Consider the following 16,068-nt stretch of genomic DNA (forward strand, 5'->3'; position numbering starts at 1 on the left):
GATCACACGCATGTCCGACCTGTTCCTCCGCACGCTCCGCGACGACCCCGCCGACGCGGAGGTGCCGAGCCATAAACTGTTGGTGCGCGCCGGATACATCCGACGCAGCGCCCCCGGCGTGTACTCGTGGTTGCCGTTGGGGCTCAGGGTGTTCCGCAACGTCGAGAACCTCGTGCGCGAGGAGATGGACGCGATCGGCGCCCAGGAGATCCTCCTGCCCGCGCTACTGCCGCGCGAACCCTACGAGGCCACCGGTCGCTGGACCGAGTACGGCCCCAACCTGTTCCGCGTCAAGGACCGCAAGGGCGCAGACATGCTTCTCGGCCCGACCCACGAGGAGATCTTCACTCAGCTGGTGAAGGGGGAGTACAGCTCGTACAAGGATCTCCCCGCCGTCCTGTACCAGATCCAGACGAAGTACCGGGACGAGGAGCGGCCCCGCGCGGGACTCCTGCGCGGCCGTGAGTTCGTGATGAAGGACTCGTACTCCTTCGATCTGGACGACGACGCGCTCCAGGTCTCCTACGACAAGCATCGCACCGCCTACCAGCGGATCTTCGACCGCCTCGGTGTCGAGTACGTCATCGTGCGGGCGACCGCAGGAGCCATGGGCGGCAGTAAGTCCGAAGAATTTCTCGCCGTCTGCGACGTCGGCGAAGACACGTTCGTCCGGAGCACCGAATCGGACTACGCCGCCAACGTCGAAGCCGTCACCACCACCGTTCCCGACGCGCTGCCCGTGGACGGTCTTCCCGACGCCGTATCGCACGAGACCGGTGACACCCCGACCATCGAGACCCTCGTCGCGTGGGCGAACGCGACCCTCGACGGCGAGTACACCGCCGCCGACACCTTGAAGAGCGTGATGGTGAAGATCCGCAAGCCGGGCGGCGACTGGGAGATCACCGCGATCGGCGTCCCGGGCGACCGCGAGGTCGACGTCAAGCGCCTCGAAGCGTCAGTCGAGCCGAGCGAAGTGGAACTGCTCGACGACGCGGACTTCGCCGCCAACCCGGCCCTCGTCAAGGGCTACATCGGCCCCAAGGGTGTGCAGGGCGCCGAGTTCGCCTACCTCGTCGATCCGCGCGTCGTCGACGGCACCTCGTGGATCACCGGCGCCGACGAGAAGGGTCGGCACTACGTCAACCTCGTCGCCGGTCGCGACTTCGCACCCGACGGCGTGATCGAAGCCGCAGCCGTGCGTGACGGCGATCCGTCACCCGACGGCGCAGGCGTTCTCGAATCGGCCAAGGGCATCGAGATCGGCCACATCTTCCAACTCGGCCGCAAATACGCCGATGCCTTCGACCTCGACGTTCTCGGCGAGAACGGCAAGCCGGTCCGCGTCACGATGGGTTCGTACGGACTCGGCGTCTCGCGGATGGTCGCAGTCCTCGCCGAGCAGATGCACGACGAGAAGGGGCTTCGCTGGCCGCGGGAGGTCGCCCCGTTCGATGTGCACCTGGTCATCGCCAACAAGGACGAGGCGGCGATCACCGGTGCTCAGCAACTCGCCGAGCAACTCGACGCCGCCGGGCTGAAGGTTCTTCTCGACGACCGCAAGGCGTCGCCCGGCGTCAAGTTCAAGGACTCCGAGCTCCTCGGCATGCCCGTCGTGGTGGTCGTCGGCCGCGGCTGGGCCAACGGCACCGTCGAGATCCGCGACCGCTTCACCGGCGAAACCGCCGAAGCTCCGGTCGACGGCGCACAGGATGCGGTGATCGCAGCCGTTCGGGGCTGACTATTCGGCGCCGGGGAACGCCACCGTCGCGGGCGACAGGCCGGACACGCCGCGCCAGAACGCGATTCGCGTCGCGCATTCGGTGAGCCCGTCGACACCGAGTCGGCGGGCATCGGCGTCGACGGCCTGCTCCACCAGTGCTCGGTAGGCGCTCGCGCAGGTCGTCTCCGCTTGTAAGAGGGCCTTGACCGCGGTCGTGTCGTCGGTGACCTCGAACGGGAGCGTGTAACCGGCCGCAGGCACCTGCTCGGCTGCGCCTGCAGACACGATGGCGGCGTTCACCGCGTCTCGCCGCACTCGATGTGCGGCGTTGAACTCGCCGACGGCGTCCCGTTGATCCGATCCGATGAACGCGGTCGTCACCCCATAGGTGAAGATCGCCGCGAACTCGGCGTCGACGGCCGTGGTGAGGGCATCGTTCTGGGTCATGCGAGCTGAACCTCCGCGAGAGTCTTGCAGGACGCCGAGACCGATGCGAGAAGGCCCGCGACGAAACCTGATTCGGTGACGGCGGCGCCGCCGCTGGCGCGCGTCGACGACACGAGGGCTTCGCGCAACGCATCGACCGTCGCCAACGGCGCGGAAGGATCGTCGATCCGGCCCGCCGACGACGAATGCACGCGATTGACCTCGTCGCGCAGCGCCTGCGCGTGCTCGCCGCGCTGTTGTGCCACGACGGTCAGTGCCGCGGTGTACTCGGTGGTGCGCGGAGCCAACGCCGCAGCGGCCTCCTGCTGGCGGACCGCGGCGCGCGCATGCTCGACAAGCCGCTCGGCGAGGTCGCGTTCCTCGTCTGTCGTAGGGCCGCACGCGGAGACCGCGGCACCGGCGGCGGCGACCACCGGCAATACAGCGACGCCGCGCAGCACGGATCGTCGGGAGGGGCTGAAGTTCGATGGGCGGACGCTCACATCGTCGAATTCTGCCAGTGCCCGGAATCGACTACACTCAGCAGGCCCTGAACGGCGTGCGTGTCGCACGTAAAGTGGGCACGGCGCAGCCCCGCGCACCGAAGACCGACATGAGGGAGACCATCGCGTATGAGCGGCGTCAAGACCGAGGCCATCGGGCATGTCGTGGAGCCGGTCCTCGCTGCGGCGGGTTACGACCTCGAAGAGATCGTCGTGCTGACTCCGCCCGGGCGTCGGGACATCAGGGTGGTGGTCGACCGGGACGGCGGGGCGCACCTCGACGCGCTGGCCGACCTCAGTCGTGAGCTCGACGCCGCGCTCGAGGCGACCGATCTGATGGGCGAGCAGCCTTACGACCTCGAGGTCACCACACCTGGCATCGGCCGTCCGCTCACGTTGCCCCGGCATTGGCGTCGCAACCAGGGGCGCAGCGCGAAGATCGAGTACACGGACGATGGGAAGTCGACGAGCGTGGTCGCGCGGATCGGCAGCCTCGACGGTGACGCGGTCACGCTGGTCAAAGCCGACAAGGGCAGGCTCCGGACCATCGAGCTGAACCTGGATGACGTTCAGCGGGCCGTGGTGGAGGTCGACTTCCGGCGGCCGGGCGAAGCCGAGCTCCGTGCATGCGGACTCGACGACGACGAGATCGCGCGGCGTCGTGCCCCCGCAGACGCCGATCCCGCAGACACCGATCCCGCAGACACCGACTCGGACAATTGAATACATAACTGTCGTACACAACTGGAACTGACAAGCGAATAGGAGCATCCACCATGCACATCGACATCAACGCATTGCGGCTGATCGAAGCAGACAAGGGCGTGTCGATCGAGACCGTCATCACCGCGATCGAGACAGCGCTGCTCACCGCGTACCGGCACACCGACGGCTTCGCTCCGCACGCGCGCATCGACGTGAACCGGAAGTCCGGCGCGGTTCGAGTCATGGCACAGGAACTCGACGAGTCGGGCGAGGTCGTCCACGAATGGGACGACACTCCCGAGGGCTTCGGGCGGATCGCCGCCACGACGGCCCGCCAGGTGATCTTGCAGCGTCTCCGTGACGCGGAGAACGAGAAGACCTACGGCGATCTCGTGGCGCACGAAGGCGAGGTCGTCGGCGGTGTCGTGCAGGCCGACTCCCGCCTCAATGCGAAGGGGATCGTCGTCGTCCAGATCGGTACCGACGCCAACGCGACCGAAGGCATCATCCCGTCGGTCGAGCAGGTGCCGGGGGAGAGCTACAACCACGGCGACCGGATCAAGTGCTACGTCGTCGGCGTGGCGCGCGGAATGCGCGGACCGCAGATCACGTTGTCGCGTACGCACCCGAACCTGGTTCGCAAACTGTTCTCACTCGAGGTCCCCGAGATCGCCGACGGATCCGTCGAGATCGTCGCCGTCGCCCGAGAGGCGGGCCACCGGTCGAAGATCGCCGTGCACACCGGCGTCGCCGGGCTCAACGCGAAGGGCGCCTGCATCGGCCCGATGGGGCAGCGCGTGCGCAACGTGATGAGCGAACTGTCGGGCGAGAAGATCGACATCATCGACTACGCGACCGACCCTGCGGTGTTCGTCGGCAACGCGCTCTCGCCTGCCAAGGTCTTGTCGGTCACGGTGATCGACGCGGAGTTGAGTGCGGCCCGCGTCATCGTCCCCGACTACCAACTGTCGCTGGCCATCGGTAAGGAAGGTCAGAACGCTCGACTCGCCGCCCGGTTGACGGGATGGCGGATCGACATCCGTTCCGACAGCGGCGACGGCGGTCCGCGGGTGGACGCGAGCCCGACTGAGGGCGTCGTCACAGATGGCGTGGTCGACGGCAATGATGTGACGAGCAGCCCTGCCGATGAGATAGACTGACCGGTGGCTCCTCGAACGTCGACCGCTCCGGTTCGTACGTGCATCGGATGCCGACGCCGCGATCTCGCATCATCCCTGGTTCGAGTCGTGCGATCGGCGCCCGGGCGTGCACAGACCGTGGTCGTGGATACGACGAGGACGCTGCCGGGACGTGGCGCCTGGCTGCATCGCGACTCCGACTGCGTGTCGGCGGCGGTGCGGCGTAAGGCATTCGGACCGGCGCTACGGGTTCGCGGTCTCACCGTGATTCCGAAGGACCTCGCCGATCTGATCGGCGAGATCACCGAGACGATTCCGTAGGGAATCAGGACAGGTAGCAGAAGACATGAGCACACCGTGAAGTCTCCACGATGAGCACGTTGACCGAATAAACTGAGGTCGTAGCGGGTAGCCCGCTCGACCTCCAAGTGAGGAGAGCAGTGGCAGGCAAGGCCCGCGTTCACGAACTGGCCAAGGAAATCGGCGTACCCAGCAAGAAAGTGCTGGAGCGTCTGAAAGAGCAGGGCGAGTTCGTCAAATCTGCGTCGTCGACCGTTGAGGCCCCCGTGGCCCGTCGACTCCGCGAATCTTTCTCCGGCGGCGACGCCGGAGCCGACGCCCCGAAGGCGTCGCCCACCAAGCCGGCAGCGGCGAAGCCCGGCGGCCCGAAGCCCGGTGCGCCGAAGCCGGCGCCTGCGGCCCCGGCTGCAGCGAAGCCCGCAGCACCGACTCCGGAGGCCTCGGCCCCGAAGCCGTCGACCCCGGGACCGCGTCCCGGACCCAAGCCGGCTCCGGCCCCGACTCCGGCTCCGAAGCCGGAGACCCCGCAGGCTCCCGCGGCGTCCGCACCGACCCCGTCGGCACCCGCAGACGGCGGCGCGAAGGCTCCCGGACCTCGTCCGGGCCCGCGTCCCGGCCCGCGTCCGCCGCGTGTCGGAAACAACCCGTTCTCTTCGACTCCGGCTCCGCGGCCCCAGGGCCCGCGTCCGGGTCCCGGCCAGGCAGGTCCCCGTCCCGGAGCCGGTCGCCCCGGTGCAGGACGCCCCGGCCAGCCGGGCAGCGGCACCGGTCGTGCGCCCGCAGGCCAGGGCGGACCTCGTCCGACCCCGGGCAACATGCCCTCGCGTCCTTCGCCGGGTGCGATGCCGCAGCGCGCGGCACGTCCTGACGCCCGACCTGGTGGTCGTGGCGGCGGCGGTCGACCCGGAGGCGGCGGCGGTTTCCGCGGCGGCCCGGGTGGCGGCGGTCCCGGTGGAGCTCCCGCAGGCGGCGGCTTCCGCGGTCGCCCCGGCGGCGGCGGTCGTGGTCGTCCCGGCGGCGCCGCAGGCGCCTTCGGTCGTCCGGGCGGCGCGCCGCGTCGTGGACGCAAGTCCAAGCGCCAGAAGCGTCAAGAGTACGACTCGATGCAGGCTCCGGCAGTCGGCGGCGTCCGTCTGCCCCACGGCAACGGCGAGACCATTCGCCTCGCCCGTGGCGCCTCGCTGTCGGACTTCGCGGAGAAGATCGATGCCAACCCGGCAGCACTGGTACAGGCGTTGTTCAATCTCGGCGAGATGGTGACGGCTACCGAGTCGGTCAACGACGAGACGCTGGAGCTGCTCGGCTCGGAGATGAACTACTCCGTCCAGGTCGTCAGCCCCGAAGACGAGGATCGCGAGCTTCTCAAGAAGTTCGACCTCACCTACGGCGAGGACGAAGGCGACGAGGAAGACCTCCAGCAGCGTCCTCCGGTGGTCACCGTCATGGGTCACGTCGACCACGGCAAGACCCGACTGCTCGACACCATCCGCAAGGAGAACGTCGGCGGGTCGGAAGCCGGCGGCATCACCCAGCACATCGGTGCCTACCAGGTGAACACGCACCTCAACGGCGACGATCGTCTGATCACGTTCATCGATACCCCGGGTCACGAGGCGTTCACCGCCATGCGTGCCCGTGGTGCGAAGGCCACCGACATCGCGATCCTCGTGGTCGCCGCCGACGACGGCGTCATGCCGCAGACGGTCGAGGCCGTGAACCACGCGCAGGCAGCAGACGTGCCGGTCGTCGTGGCGGTCAACAAGATCGACAAGGAGGGCGCTGACCCGCAGAAGATCCGCGGACAGCTCACCGAATACGGTCTGATCCCCGAGGAGTACGGCGGCGAGACGATGTTCGTCGACATCTCGGCCAAGCAGGGCGAGAACATCGAAGCGCTGCTCGAGGCCGTGCTGTTGACGGCCGACGCGTCGCTCGATCTGCGGGCCAACCCCGACATGGACGCACAGGGTGTGGCCATCGAAGCTCACCTCGACCGCGGTCGCGGTCCGGTGGCGACGGTGCTCATCCAGCGCGGAACCCTGCGGGTCGGCGACTCGATCGTCGCGGGCGATGCCTACGGTCGCGTCCGACGCATGGTCGACGAGCACGGCGAGGACGTCGCTGAGGCGCTTCCGTCCCGTCCGGTCCAGGTCATCGGCTTCACGTCCGTTCCGGGCGCAGGCGACAACCTGCTGGTCGTCGAAGAGGATCGCACCGCACGCCAGATCGCGGATCGCCGCAATGCGCGCAAGCGCAACGCGCTGGCCGCGCGCAGCCGCAAGCGGATCAGTCTGGAAGACCTGGATTCGGCTCTCAAGGAGACCAGCCAGCTCAACCTGATTCTCAAGGGCGACAACTCGGGTACCGTCGAGGCCCTCGAGGAAGCGCTCCTGGGCATCGAGATCGACGACGAGGTGTCGTTGCGCATCATCGACCGCGGCGTCGGCGGTGTCACCGAGACCAACGTCAACCTGGCGACCGCGTCCGACGCGATCATCATCGGCTTCAACGTCCGTGCCGAAGGCAAGGCGACGGAGCTGGCGAACCGCGAAGGCGTCGAGATCCGCTACTACTCGGTCATCTACCGGGCGATCGAGGAGATCGAAGCGGCACTCAAGGGCATGCTCAAGCCGATCTACGAAGAGGTCGAGCTGGGACGCACGGAGATCCGCGCGATCTTCAAGTCGTCGAAGGTCGGCAACATCGCGGGTTGCATGGTGCAGTCCGGCGTGGTTCGACGCAACGCCAAGGCGCGTCTGCTGCGTGACAACACGGTGGTCGCCGAGAACCTGACGGTGTCGTCGCTCCGTCGTGAGAAGGACGACGTCACCGAGGTTCGCGAAGGCTTCGAATGTGGTCTGACGCTCACCTACAGCGACATCAAGGTCGACGACGTCATCGAGACGTACGAGATGGTCGAGAAGGCGAGGGAGTGATGACGCCCTCGCAGGTGTTCGACACTCTCGGCGTCGCCGAGAAGCTCCAGAAGGCGCACGGCTGATGGTCGATCATGCACGGGCCGCACGGCTCGCGAAGCGGATCACCACCATCGTGGCGACCGCCATCAGCACGGAGATCAAAGATCCTCGTCTCGCGCACGTGACGATCACAGACTGCCGGGTGACCGGCGATCTACACGACGCGACGGTGTTCTACACCGTGATGGGGGCCTCGGTGGACGCCGAACCAGACGTCGCGGAGGCGGCGGCCGGTCTGGCCGCCGCCACCGGAGTGCTCCGGACCAAGGTCGGAGCCGGTACCGGAGTGCGGTTCACGCCGACCCTCCGGTTCGAGCTCGACACGGTGCCGGACGCGACTCGCGCGATGGACGAGCTCCTGGCTCGCGCACGTGCGCAGGACGAGCTGGTCGCCAGGGCTGCCGAGGACGCGCAGCCGGCCGGAGAGTCGGATCCTTACAAGCACGAGGACGACGAGTCGTCGGGCGAGGACCGTCTCGGGTGACGCAGGCGTCCGCAGCCGAGGTGGCAGGCGCTCTGCGTGGTCGGGACTCGGTCATGATCATCAGTCATGTCCGTCCCGACCCGGACACGATCGGCAGTGCGCTCGGTCTGGGGCTCGGCCTGGCGGCCATCGGCGTCGACGTGCGGTGCGGGTTCGCCGAACCGGACACACTGCCCGGTTCGCTTCACGACCTGCCAGGCACCGAACTGCTCGCGCCGCTGACCTCTCCCGCACCGGGGGAGGCAGTGGTGGCGGTCGACGCCGCGACTCTCAACCGCCTCGGATCGTACGAGGAGTTCTTCGCCGCGGCGGACCTCGGAGTCTGCATCGACCACCACGTGTCGAACACGGGTTTCGGCGACGTCGCCTATATCGACGCTGAGTCCGACTGCACAGCTGTGCTGGTCCTTCGTGTGTTGGACGAGCTCGGCGTGGAGGTGACCGCCGACATCGCGACCTGCCTGTACGCGGGTCTCGTCACCGACACCGGGTCGTTCAAGTGGGCGCGTCCGGCGTCGTTCGCAGTCGCGGCCAGACTCCTCGAGTCGGGAGTCGATGCTCCGAAGTGGAGCCGCGTGCTCCTGGACTCGCATCCGTACTCGTGGCTGCAGATGGTGTCTGCGGTGCTCGGCACGTCGAGGCTCGACGAGCAGGCGTGCGATGGACGCGGACTGGTCTACGCGATGGTGACCGAGGACCAGATGGCGGGTCTCGCCTGGGACGAGTCGGAGAGCGTCATCGACGTCGTGCGGACTGCCCGCGAGGCCGAAGTGGCAGCCGTCTTCAAGGAGGCTGCTCCGGGCGAGTGGAGAGTGTCGCTGCGCAGCAAGACGAGCGTGGACCTGGTCCCGATCGCGAGTTCGCTCGGCGGCGGTGGACACACTCGGGCGGCAGGCTACTCCGACTCAGGGACCGCCGACGAGGTCGTCGCTCGGTTACGCGCCAAGCTGTAGGCCGCTGATGCTGCGGCTCGCCGCGTCGGCGCTGGTGGTGCTCGTCGCACCTCCTCTGTACCTGATGCTCGACCTCGCCGTGGTCGGTCGGCTCGGTGCGTCCGAGCTCGCGGCGTTGGCGGTCGCCACCCTCGTCCTCTCCGTCATCAGCACGCAGCTGACGTTCCTCTCGTACGGGACGACTGCGCGGTCGGCGCGGGCATTCGGCTCCGGTGACCGAGACCGTGCCGTCACCGAAGGTGTGCAGGCCACGTGGATAGCTCTCGGAGTCGGCGCCGTGATCGTCGTACTCGCCTGGCTGCTCGCTCCCTGGGTCGCCGGAGCCCTCGTACCCGACGAGACAGTCGCGGCCGAGGCCGCAGGCTGGCTGCGCATCGCGGTGTTCGGGGTTCCGCTGATCCTCGTCGCGATGGCGGGGAACGGATGGATGCGCGGGGTGCAGGACAAGCGTCGACCCGTCTACTACGTCGTCAGCGGGCTGGCCGTCGGCGCTGTGCTCTGTGTCGGTCTCGTGCACGGCATGGCAGGCCTGCCCCGCATGGGGCTCGACGGCAGCGCCGTCGCCAACCTCGTCGGACAGTCGATCACCGGTGTCCTGTTCGCTGCACGTCTGGTCCGTGCGGCGCCGTCCGGCTTGGCCCCGGTCCGATCGATGATCGCCGCGCAACTACGGATGGGCCGCGACTTGATCGTGCGGAGCCTGTCCTTCCAGATCTGCTTCATCTCGGCAGCGGCCGTCGCCGCTCGCTTCGGCGTCGCTCAGGTGGCCGCCCACCAAGTGGTGCTGCAGCTGTGGGAATTCATGTCCCTGTTGCTGGACTCACTCGCGATCGCGGCTCAGCAACTCGTGGGAGCGGCGTTGGGCGCGAAGACATTCGACGTCGCACGGCGCACGGCGCGGAGCGTGACCGGGACATCTCTTGCCGTGTCCGCGGTGTTGGCTGCCCTCTTGGCGGTCGGCGCCGGTGTGCTGCCGCGCATCTTCACCTCCGACACTGCGGTCCTGGACGCGATCACCACGCCGTGGTGGTTCTTCGTCGCCATGCTGCCGATCGCCGGGATCGTGTTCGCGTTGGACGGCGTCCTGCTCGGCAGTGGTGACGCCGCCTTCCTGCGGACGGCGACCCTCGCGGGTGCGTTGTGCGCGTTTCTCCCGATGATCTGGCTGTCGCTCGTGTTCGACTGGGGGCTGGCCGGGATCTGGACGGGACTCCTGGCGTTCATGTGCACGCGACTGGCCGCGGTGGTCTGGCGGGTGCGGTCCGGTGCCTGGATTCGGTGAGTCCTCAGACCGACTCGAGCGGAACGTTCGGGTCGGCGAGCTTGTCGACGTCGACCCTTCGTCCGGACGCGATGAGGTCGGCGACGGCGTCGCCCTGATCCCAGATGTTGACGTTCATCCCTGCGACGACGGCTCCGCCGTCGAGCCAGAAGGCGAGGAACTCGCGTGTCGCGGTGTCGCCGCGGACGACGACGTCGTTCTCCTCGGATGCGAGTCCCCGGTACTCCATGCCGAGGTCGTACTGGTCGCTGAAGAAGTAGGGGAGACGGTCGTAGACCTGCGAGCCGCCGAGCATGTTCGCGACGGCCACGGCGGGCTGGTTCTGGGCGTTGGCCCAGTGCTCCACGCGTAGACGCCCGAGCGTGGGGTGGTCGTGGTTCGCGATGTCGCCGACGGCGTAGACGTCGGGATCGCTGGTGCGCAGGCCCGCGTCGACGTCCACACCGTTCGAGACCTCCAGGCCTGCGTCCCGCGCGAGTTCGACATTGGGCACTGCCCCGATGCCGACGAGGACGGCGTCGGCGGGGATCTGGTCGCCGTCGTCGGTCGTGACCGAACGGGGAGCGACGGTGTCGACACCCACGCCGAGTCGGAGGTCGACTCCGTGCTCGCGGTGCAGGTCGGCGAACACGTCGCCGATCCGAGATCCGAGGATCTTCGCCAGCGGGCTGCTCTGCGGTTCGATCACTGTCACATCTGTGCCTGCCTGCCGCGCGGTCGCGGCGACTTCGAGGCCGATCCATCCGCCGCCGACGATCACGAGATGTCGGCCCTCGCCGATGGCGTCGCGGATCCGCTCCGACTCGTCGATGGTCCGCAGGTAGAGGGCGCCCTCGGCCCCGTCCAAGTGCCGTGACGCCGATCCCGTCGCCAGCAGGAGTTTGGTGTAGGCGACCGACGACCCGTCGTCGAGGTGCACCTGGTGTGCGTCGCGGTCGATCCGGTCGGCGCGGACTCCGACGCGCAGATCGATGTCGTGCGAGAGGTACCAGTCGGCGTCGAAGGTGAACGCGCTCGCGCGCTCGTCACTGCCTGCGAGGTATCCCTTCGAGAGCGGCGGTCGCTCGTAGGGGAGGTGCTGCTCCGCGGCGATCAGGACGATCGCGCCGTCGTATCCCTGGTCGCGGAGCGCCTCCGCTGCCTTCGCGCCCGCCAATCCGCCACCGATGATCACCTGTGCGTCGCTCATAAATCCACCGTACGCCGACCTCTGGACAGTTGACAGGCCCTGTGCAAGAGTATTGAACATGTTCAGTGAACGTGTTCAGTCCGGCCGTGCCGGGCAACGCGATCAGACTCGCGAACGTGTCGTCGAGTGTGCTCAACGCCTGTTCGCAGAGCGGGGCTTCGCAGCGACGACGGTGCGACAGATCGCGGCTGAGGCCGGAGTCAGCGTCGGAACGGTGATGGGTGTCGGCGACAAGGACGCGCTCCTGCTCGCGGCCTTCGACGGGTGGATCGGCGCGGTGCATAACGCGCGCGACGTGCCCGCCCGAGTGTCGCCAGGCGCTGATCCAGTCACTCGCATCGGCGACGCCGTCGCGCCGTTCCTGGACCTGTTCGACGCCGATATGTCCCTTGCGCGCGAGTACGGAGCGGTCTTGGCGCGGGGTGGAGCCGCGACGGAAGTCTTCGGCGAGCTGGCGATCGCGCTCCACTACGACTTCGCGGCGGTGTTCGCCGACGCGGGCCTCGGCGAGGACGCGCCCCGCGCCGCCCGCGCCGTCTACTTCGCCTACCTGGGACTCGTGATGACCTCGGCCGTCACCGGCAGTGATGCCGCCTCGATCCGCAACGAACTCGAATCGGTCGCAGCAGTGATACTGCGATCCCCGCGAAAGGACTCGTGAATGTTCTCCACCCCTGATCCGATCTGGCCGGTCATCGTCCTCGCCGTCGTCATCGGCAGCGATGCACTCATGTCGATCCGCCCACCACGGTTCATCCGTGACTGCTACGCAGGAGTCGGTTTCCCGCTCGAATGGGGCTGGGCGCTGGTCTACGTGAAGCTGCTCGCCACCGCCGGACTGATCGTCGGAATCTGGCACGACGGCGTCGGCGTCGCGGCCACGGCAGGCGTCGTCGCCTACTTCGTCGCGGCGACCATCGCCCACCTGAGAGCACGGTTCCTCGGATCCGAGTTCTGGCTCAACTGCCTGGGGATGCTCGCGTTGTCGCTTGCTGTCCTCGCCTGGTCGTTCGCCTTCTGAGCGCATCGCGCCGACTCGTCGAGAACCCGGCCAGATCCCGCGGTCGATTCATCACGCGCTCGTGCACTACGTCCTCTAACCAGATCACTCCGTTCGCTGCGAACAGCATCGTGACGAGCACGCAGGCGACGGTGGGAACGGGTTCGCCCCTGTCCTGGGAAGCGATCGAGAGGATCGTCGCCCCGACGCAGATGTAGCCGACGACCGTCACACAGGTCGCGGCGAGCACGCCGAGGATGCCGACACCCGAGGCGACGAGTGCCGTGAGGGCGGCAGGCCGTCCCTTACCGTCGCGGGCGTGCACGTACAGGAATCCGCTGTACGTTCGATCTGCCGTCACGACATGGCGCCGGAACGACGTAGATACGTCGCGAGTCCTTTGGTCAGCGGCAGCGAGTCCAGATCTGTGTCCGAGGCCCACCGCACGTCGTCCGCGTCGTCGCCCGCCTGAAGCGTCCCGCCGACGACGGTGGCGGCGAAGTCGTGGATCTCGAACACGCCGTACTCGTCGTACGGAACGTCGACGGCCCAGAGTTCGTCGCCGATCTCGACGTGCAGGCCCGTCTCCTCGAGAACCTCACGCCGCGCAGCCTCAGCGAACGTCTCACCGTCCTCGACGTGTCCGCCGGGAACCGACCAATGCCCCTTCTCGGGTTCGTGACCGCGTTGGACGAGAAGGACGCGACCGACGTCGTCGACGATCACAGCGCTCGCCGCAAGGACTCGTGTCATCGGTACACAGTAATCCCACCCGGGCCGGCGGATGCGGTCGTGGCAGCATGGTTGCCATGGCGACACTCTGGGCGATCAGCGACCTGCACGTGTCGCATCGCGGCAACGAGGAAATGCTCGATCGGATCCGGCCGGCCGGTGAGGACGACTGGCTGATCGTCGCGGGCGACGTGGCCGAACGCACCGACGACATCGTCGACACGCTGCGTCGCCTCGCGGCCCGCTTCGAGAAGGTGCTGTGGGTGCCGGGCAACCACGAGCTCTACACCACGGCGAAGGATCCGTTGCAGATCTTCGGGGTGGCGCGATACGACTACCTCGTGCAGGCGTGTCGGGAGATCGGCGTCGTGACGCCCGAAGACATCTACCCGCTGTTCGACCCGCGTGACGGGAGCAGTCCGGTCCGGATCGTCCCGATGTTCTTGCTCTACGACTACACGTTCCGTCCCGAGGGGACGGTGACCGCGCTGCAGGCGCTCGCCGTCGCGCGCGACCGGAACGTCGTCGCGACCGACGAGTTCCTGCTGTCGCCGGAGCCCTTCGGTACGCGCGACGCGTGGGGGAGGGACCGGATCGCGCAGACCGTGCGACGCCTCGAAGCGCTCGATCCCGCCGAGAAGACGGTGCTGATCAACCACTGGCCGCTGCGACGAGAGCCGTGCGACGTGCTCATGTACCCCGAGTTCGCTTTGTGGTGCGGCAGCGAGCTGACCGCCGACTGGCACACGCGCTTCAACGCGATGTGCAGCGTTTACGGGCACCTGCACATCCCCCGTACCACGTGGTACGACGACGTCCGGTTCGAAGAGGTGTCCGTCGGGTATCCGCGCGAATGGAAGCGTCGAGGGCTCCCCGAGCCGCTGCTGCGGCAGATCGTTCCCGACCCCGGCACCACGCCCGAGGACGTGCCGCACGAGGGTCTTCGCTTCGAGGTGCCACCCGACTACAAGGAGCGCGCCGCCGAGTTCCAGAAGAAGCTGGACGAGCGTCGCGACCGCCAGGCCTCCCGCGGCTCGACGTAACTCCAGCGCATGGCACCATTGATGCCATGATTTCGCGACTCGTGCCGGCCGGCGTCGGCGCCTCCGAGGCGTTCGACGACCCGCCCGGTCTGACGGCGATGCCCGCCGAGGACGTCTTGATCGCCAAGGCTGTGGAGAAGCGCAGGCGTGAGTTCATCACGGCCCGGCACTGCGCGCGTCAGGCATTGGGGCAGTTGGGGTTCGAGCCGGTCCCGATCATGCGCGGCGAGCGTGGGATGCCGTTATGGCCAAGCCAGGTGGTCGGCAGCATGACCCACTGCGACGGCTACCGGGGAGCGGTCGTCGCGTACTCGATGCAAGTCCGATCGTTGGGCATCGACGCCGAACCACATCTCGCGCTGCCCGGCGGCGTGCTCGATCACACCTCGGTCCAGGCCGAACGCGACGTGCTCGCCACTCGTGACGACTCGATCCACTGGGACCGGCTCCTGTTCTGCGCAAAGGAAGCCACATACAAGGCGTGGTTTCCGCTGACCCAGCGCTGGCTCGGTTTCGAAGACGCCCACATCACGTTCGAGTTGGACGCGGACTCCGGGGGAGACGGTGTCAGTGGCACCTTCTCGTCGAGGATTCTGATCGACGGCGCGACGATCGACGGGGGTGCGCCGTTGCTCACGCTTCCCGGCCGCTGGCGTGTCGCCGACGGTCTGATCCTGACCACGATCGCGTTGACCTGACATGGCTGCGCTATCCATCGAGAACGCCGGACTCCTCGTCCTGGACAAAGCTGCCGGAGTCACCAGTCACGACATGGTGTCCAAGTCGCGCAAGGTCTTCGGGACCCGACGGATCGGCCACGCGGGGACCCTCGACCCGATGGCGACCGGCGTGCTGGTCCTCGGCATCGAGCGAGCGACCAAACTCCTCGGCCTGCTGTCGTTGACGACCAAGTCGTACACGGCGACCGTCCGGCTCGGGCAGTCGACCGACACCGACGACGCCGAGGGCGAAGCGATCGGGACATTCGACACCGCGGCAGTGACCGACGAGCAGATCGCCGCGGGAGTCGCCGAACTGACCGGTGACATCTCCCAGGTTCCCGCGCGGGTGAGTGCCATCAAGGTGGACGGCAAGCGAGCGCACGCGTTGGCGCGCACGGGGGAGGAGTTCGAACTCGCCGCCCGCCCCGTCACCGTGTCGCGGTTCACCGTTCTCGACAGCCGCCGCGTCGACGGATTCATCGACCTGGAGGTCGAGGTGGACTGTTCGTCCGGGACTTACATTCGTTCTCTCGCACGCGATCTCGGTGCTGGTCTCGGTGTCGGCGGGCACCTGACCGCGTTGCGTCGCACCGCTGTCGGGCCGTTCACCCTCGAACACGCCCGCACGTTGGACGACGTCATCGCCGACCCGGGGCTCAGCATGGGCATCGACGACGCGGCCAAGCTCTGCTTCCCGCTTCGCGACATCTCCGACGAGGAGGCCGAGTCGATCAGCCAGGGCCGCTGGCTGGAGCCGATCGGACGGAAGGGCCTCTACACCGTCGTCGACCCGGCGGGTCAGGCCATCGCGCTGGTCCAAGAGAAGGGACGCCGAGCGAGTTCGGTGATGGTGGTGCGTCCGGCGACACTCCGCTGACGTCGTAACCCT

At 67.8% G+C, this 16,068-nt stretch carries 18 protein-coding genes; 13 read left to right on the forward strand and 5 right to left on the reverse strand.

All coding sequences use genetic code 11. The features are described 5' to 3' along the window. The first annotated feature begins 10 nt into the window (after positions 1 to 10). Complete coding sequence (locus L5G32_RS04770) at positions 11 to 1,741, forward strand: proline--tRNA ligase (RefSeq protein WP_237010231.1); 1,731 nt, start codon at positions 11 to 13, stop codon at positions 1,739 to 1,741. Here the strand turns inward: L5G32_RS04770 and L5G32_RS04775 are convergent, their stop codons facing one another. Together L5G32_RS04775 and L5G32_RS04780 are read right to left on the reverse strand one after the other, a co-directional pair. Continuing rightward, positions 1,742 to 2,170, reverse strand: coding sequence for a ferritin-like domain-containing protein (locus L5G32_RS04775; protein WP_237009885.1), 429 nt, complete (start codon positions 2,168 to 2,170; stop codon positions 1,742 to 1,744). Next, positions 2,167 to 2,652 carry a ferritin family protein gene (locus tag L5G32_RS04780; RefSeq protein ID WP_237009886.1) on the reverse strand — a complete coding sequence of 162 codons (486 nt, stop codon included), beginning with the start codon at positions 2,650 to 2,652 and terminating at the stop codon, positions 2,167 to 2,169. Before L5G32_RS04780 ends, L5G32_RS04775 begins: the two co-directional genes overlap by 4 nt. 129 nt (positions 2,653 to 2,781) lie before the next feature. On the opposite strand from L5G32_RS04780, the gene rimP reads away from it, so the two are divergent. The 7 genes from rimP (at position 2,782) to L5G32_RS04815 (ending at position 10,493) form a co-directional block, all read left to right on the forward strand. Further along, a complete protein-coding gene (gene rimP / locus L5G32_RS04785; RefSeq protein WP_237009887.1) occupies positions 2,782 to 3,375 on the forward strand; it encodes a ribosome maturation factor RimP in 594 nt (197 codons plus the stop codon). Between the two features lie 53 nt (positions 3,376 to 3,428). Then, a complete protein-coding gene (nusA, locus tag L5G32_RS04790) occupies positions 3,429 to 4,517 on the forward strand; it encodes a transcription termination factor NusA (RefSeq protein WP_237009888.1) in 1,089 nt (362 codons plus the stop codon). Between the two features lie 87 nt (positions 4,518 to 4,604). Then, on the forward strand, positions 4,605 to 4,817 hold the full coding sequence (locus tag L5G32_RS04795) for a YlxR family protein (protein WP_237009889.1): 213 nt from the start codon (positions 4,605 to 4,607) through the stop codon (positions 4,815 to 4,817). A gap of 119 nt (positions 4,818 to 4,936) precedes the next feature. Further along, positions 4,937 to 7,732 carry a translation initiation factor IF-2 gene (gene infB, locus L5G32_RS04800; RefSeq protein WP_237009890.1) on the forward strand — a complete coding sequence of 932 codons (2,796 nt, stop codon included), beginning with the start codon at positions 4,937 to 4,939 and terminating at the stop codon, positions 7,730 to 7,732. A 64-nt stretch (positions 7,733 to 7,796) separates the two neighbouring features. Then, complete coding sequence (gene rbfA, locus L5G32_RS04805; RefSeq protein WP_237009891.1) at positions 7,797 to 8,258, forward strand: 30S ribosome-binding factor RbfA; 462 nt, start codon at positions 7,797 to 7,799, stop codon at positions 8,256 to 8,258. Beyond that, positions 8,255 to 9,211, forward strand: a complete 957-nt coding sequence (locus tag L5G32_RS04810) for a DHH family phosphoesterase (RefSeq protein WP_237009892.1) — start codon at positions 8,255 to 8,257, stop codon at positions 9,209 to 9,211. Before rbfA ends, L5G32_RS04810 begins: the two co-directional genes overlap by 4 nt. Positions 9,212 to 9,218: 7 nt before the next feature. After that, a complete protein-coding gene (locus tag L5G32_RS04815; RefSeq protein WP_237009893.1) occupies positions 9,219 to 10,493 on the forward strand; it encodes an MATE family efflux transporter in 1,275 nt (424 codons plus the stop codon). A gap of 4 nt (positions 10,494 to 10,497) precedes the next feature. Here L5G32_RS04815 and L5G32_RS04820 read toward each other — a convergent pair whose 3' ends face one another. After that, positions 10,498 to 11,682, reverse strand: a complete 1,185-nt coding sequence (locus L5G32_RS04820) for an NAD(P)/FAD-dependent oxidoreductase (protein ID WP_237009894.1) — start codon at positions 11,680 to 11,682, stop codon at positions 10,498 to 10,500. Between the two features lie 58 nt (positions 11,683 to 11,740). Here L5G32_RS04820 and L5G32_RS04825 point away from each other — a divergent pair, with 58 nt between their 5' ends. Both L5G32_RS04825 and L5G32_RS04830 read left to right on the forward strand, forming a co-directional pair. Continuing rightward, a complete protein-coding gene (locus tag L5G32_RS04825) occupies positions 11,741 to 12,343 on the forward strand; it encodes a TetR/AcrR family transcriptional regulator (protein WP_237009895.1) in 603 nt (200 codons plus the stop codon). After that, positions 12,344 to 12,703, forward strand: coding sequence for a DoxX family protein (locus L5G32_RS04830; protein WP_237009896.1), 360 nt, complete (start codon positions 12,344 to 12,346; stop codon positions 12,701 to 12,703). Here the strand turns inward: L5G32_RS04830 and L5G32_RS04835 are convergent. Then, complete coding sequence (locus L5G32_RS04835) at positions 12,642 to 13,043, reverse strand: hypothetical protein (protein ID WP_237009897.1); 402 nt, start codon at positions 13,041 to 13,043, stop codon at positions 12,642 to 12,644. The two genes, L5G32_RS04830 and L5G32_RS04835, sit on opposite strands and share 62 nt — an antisense overlap. Then, on the reverse strand, positions 13,040 to 13,435 hold the full coding sequence (locus tag L5G32_RS04840; RefSeq protein ID WP_237009898.1) for an NUDIX hydrolase: 396 nt from the start codon (positions 13,433 to 13,435) through the stop codon (positions 13,040 to 13,042). The genes L5G32_RS04835 and L5G32_RS04840 overlap by 4 nt, the downstream gene beginning before the upstream one ends. 56 nt (positions 13,436 to 13,491) lie before the next feature. Here L5G32_RS04840 and L5G32_RS04845 point away from each other — a divergent pair, with 56 nt between their 5' ends. Genes L5G32_RS04845 through truB form a run of 3 tightly spaced genes read left to right on the forward strand, consistent with a single transcriptional unit; the run spans position 13,492 to position 16,056 of the window. Beyond that, on the forward strand, positions 13,492 to 14,457 hold the full coding sequence (locus L5G32_RS04845; protein ID WP_237009899.1) for a metallophosphoesterase family protein: 966 nt from the start codon (positions 13,492 to 13,494) through the stop codon (positions 14,455 to 14,457). 26 nt (positions 14,458 to 14,483) lie between these two features. After that, positions 14,484 to 15,155 carry a 4'-phosphopantetheinyl transferase family protein gene (locus L5G32_RS04850; protein ID WP_237009900.1) on the forward strand — a complete coding sequence of 224 codons (672 nt, stop codon included), beginning with the start codon at positions 14,484 to 14,486 and terminating at the stop codon, positions 15,153 to 15,155. A gap of 1 nt (position 15,156) precedes the next feature. Beyond that, positions 15,157 to 16,056, forward strand: coding sequence for a tRNA pseudouridine(55) synthase TruB (truB, locus tag L5G32_RS04855; RefSeq protein ID WP_237009901.1), 900 nt, complete (start codon positions 15,157 to 15,159; stop codon positions 16,054 to 16,056). Positions 16,057 to 16,068 lie beyond the last annotated feature (12 nt).

Source organism: Gordonia zhenghanii, from assembly GCF_021738965.1.
GTDB lineage: Bacteria > Actinomycetota > Actinomycetes > Mycobacteriales > Mycobacteriaceae > Gordonia > Gordonia zhenghanii.

Bases quoted from the DNA above. Each gene is read 5' to 3' on its own strand.
- L5G32_RS04770 (WP_237010231.1), top strand. From the start codon at position 11: ATGTCCGACCTGTTCCTCCGCACGCTCCGCGACGACCCCGCCGACGCG.
- L5G32_RS04775 (WP_237009885.1), bottom strand. From the start codon at position 2,170: ATGACCCAGAACGATGCCCTCACCACGGCCGTCGACGCCGAGTTCGCG.
- rimP (WP_237009887.1), top strand. From the start codon at position 2,782: ATGAGCGGCGTCAAGACCGAGGCCATCGGGCATGTCGTGGAGCCGGTC.
- nusA (WP_237009888.1), top strand. From the start codon at position 3,429: ATGCACATCGACATCAACGCATTGCGGCTGATCGAAGCAGACAAGGGC.
- rbfA (WP_237009891.1), top strand. From the start codon at position 7,797: ATGGTCGATCATGCACGGGCCGCACGGCTCGCGAAGCGGATCACCACC.
- L5G32_RS04815 (WP_237009893.1), top strand. From the start codon at position 9,219: ATGCTGCGGCTCGCCGCGTCGGCGCTGGTGGTGCTCGTCGCACCTCCT.
- L5G32_RS04820 (WP_237009894.1), bottom strand. From the start codon at position 11,682: ATGAGCGACGCACAGGTGATCATCGGTGGCGGATTGGCGGGCGCGAAG.
- L5G32_RS04825 (WP_237009895.1), top strand. From the start codon at position 11,741: ATGTTCAGTGAACGTGTTCAGTCCGGCCGTGCCGGGCAACGCGATCAG.
- L5G32_RS04830 (WP_237009896.1), top strand. From the start codon at position 12,344: ATGTTCTCCACCCCTGATCCGATCTGGCCGGTCATCGTCCTCGCCGTC.
- L5G32_RS04840 (WP_237009898.1), bottom strand. From the start codon at position 13,435: ATGACACGAGTCCTTGCGGCGAGCGCTGTGATCGTCGACGACGTCGGT.
- L5G32_RS04845 (WP_237009899.1), top strand. From the start codon at position 13,492: ATGGCGACACTCTGGGCGATCAGCGACCTGCACGTGTCGCATCGCGGC.
- L5G32_RS04850 (WP_237009900.1), top strand. From the start codon at position 14,484: ATGATTTCGCGACTCGTGCCGGCCGGCGTCGGCGCCTCCGAGGCGTTC.
- truB (WP_237009901.1), top strand. From the start codon at position 15,157: ATGGCTGCGCTATCCATCGAGAACGCCGGACTCCTCGTCCTGGACAAA.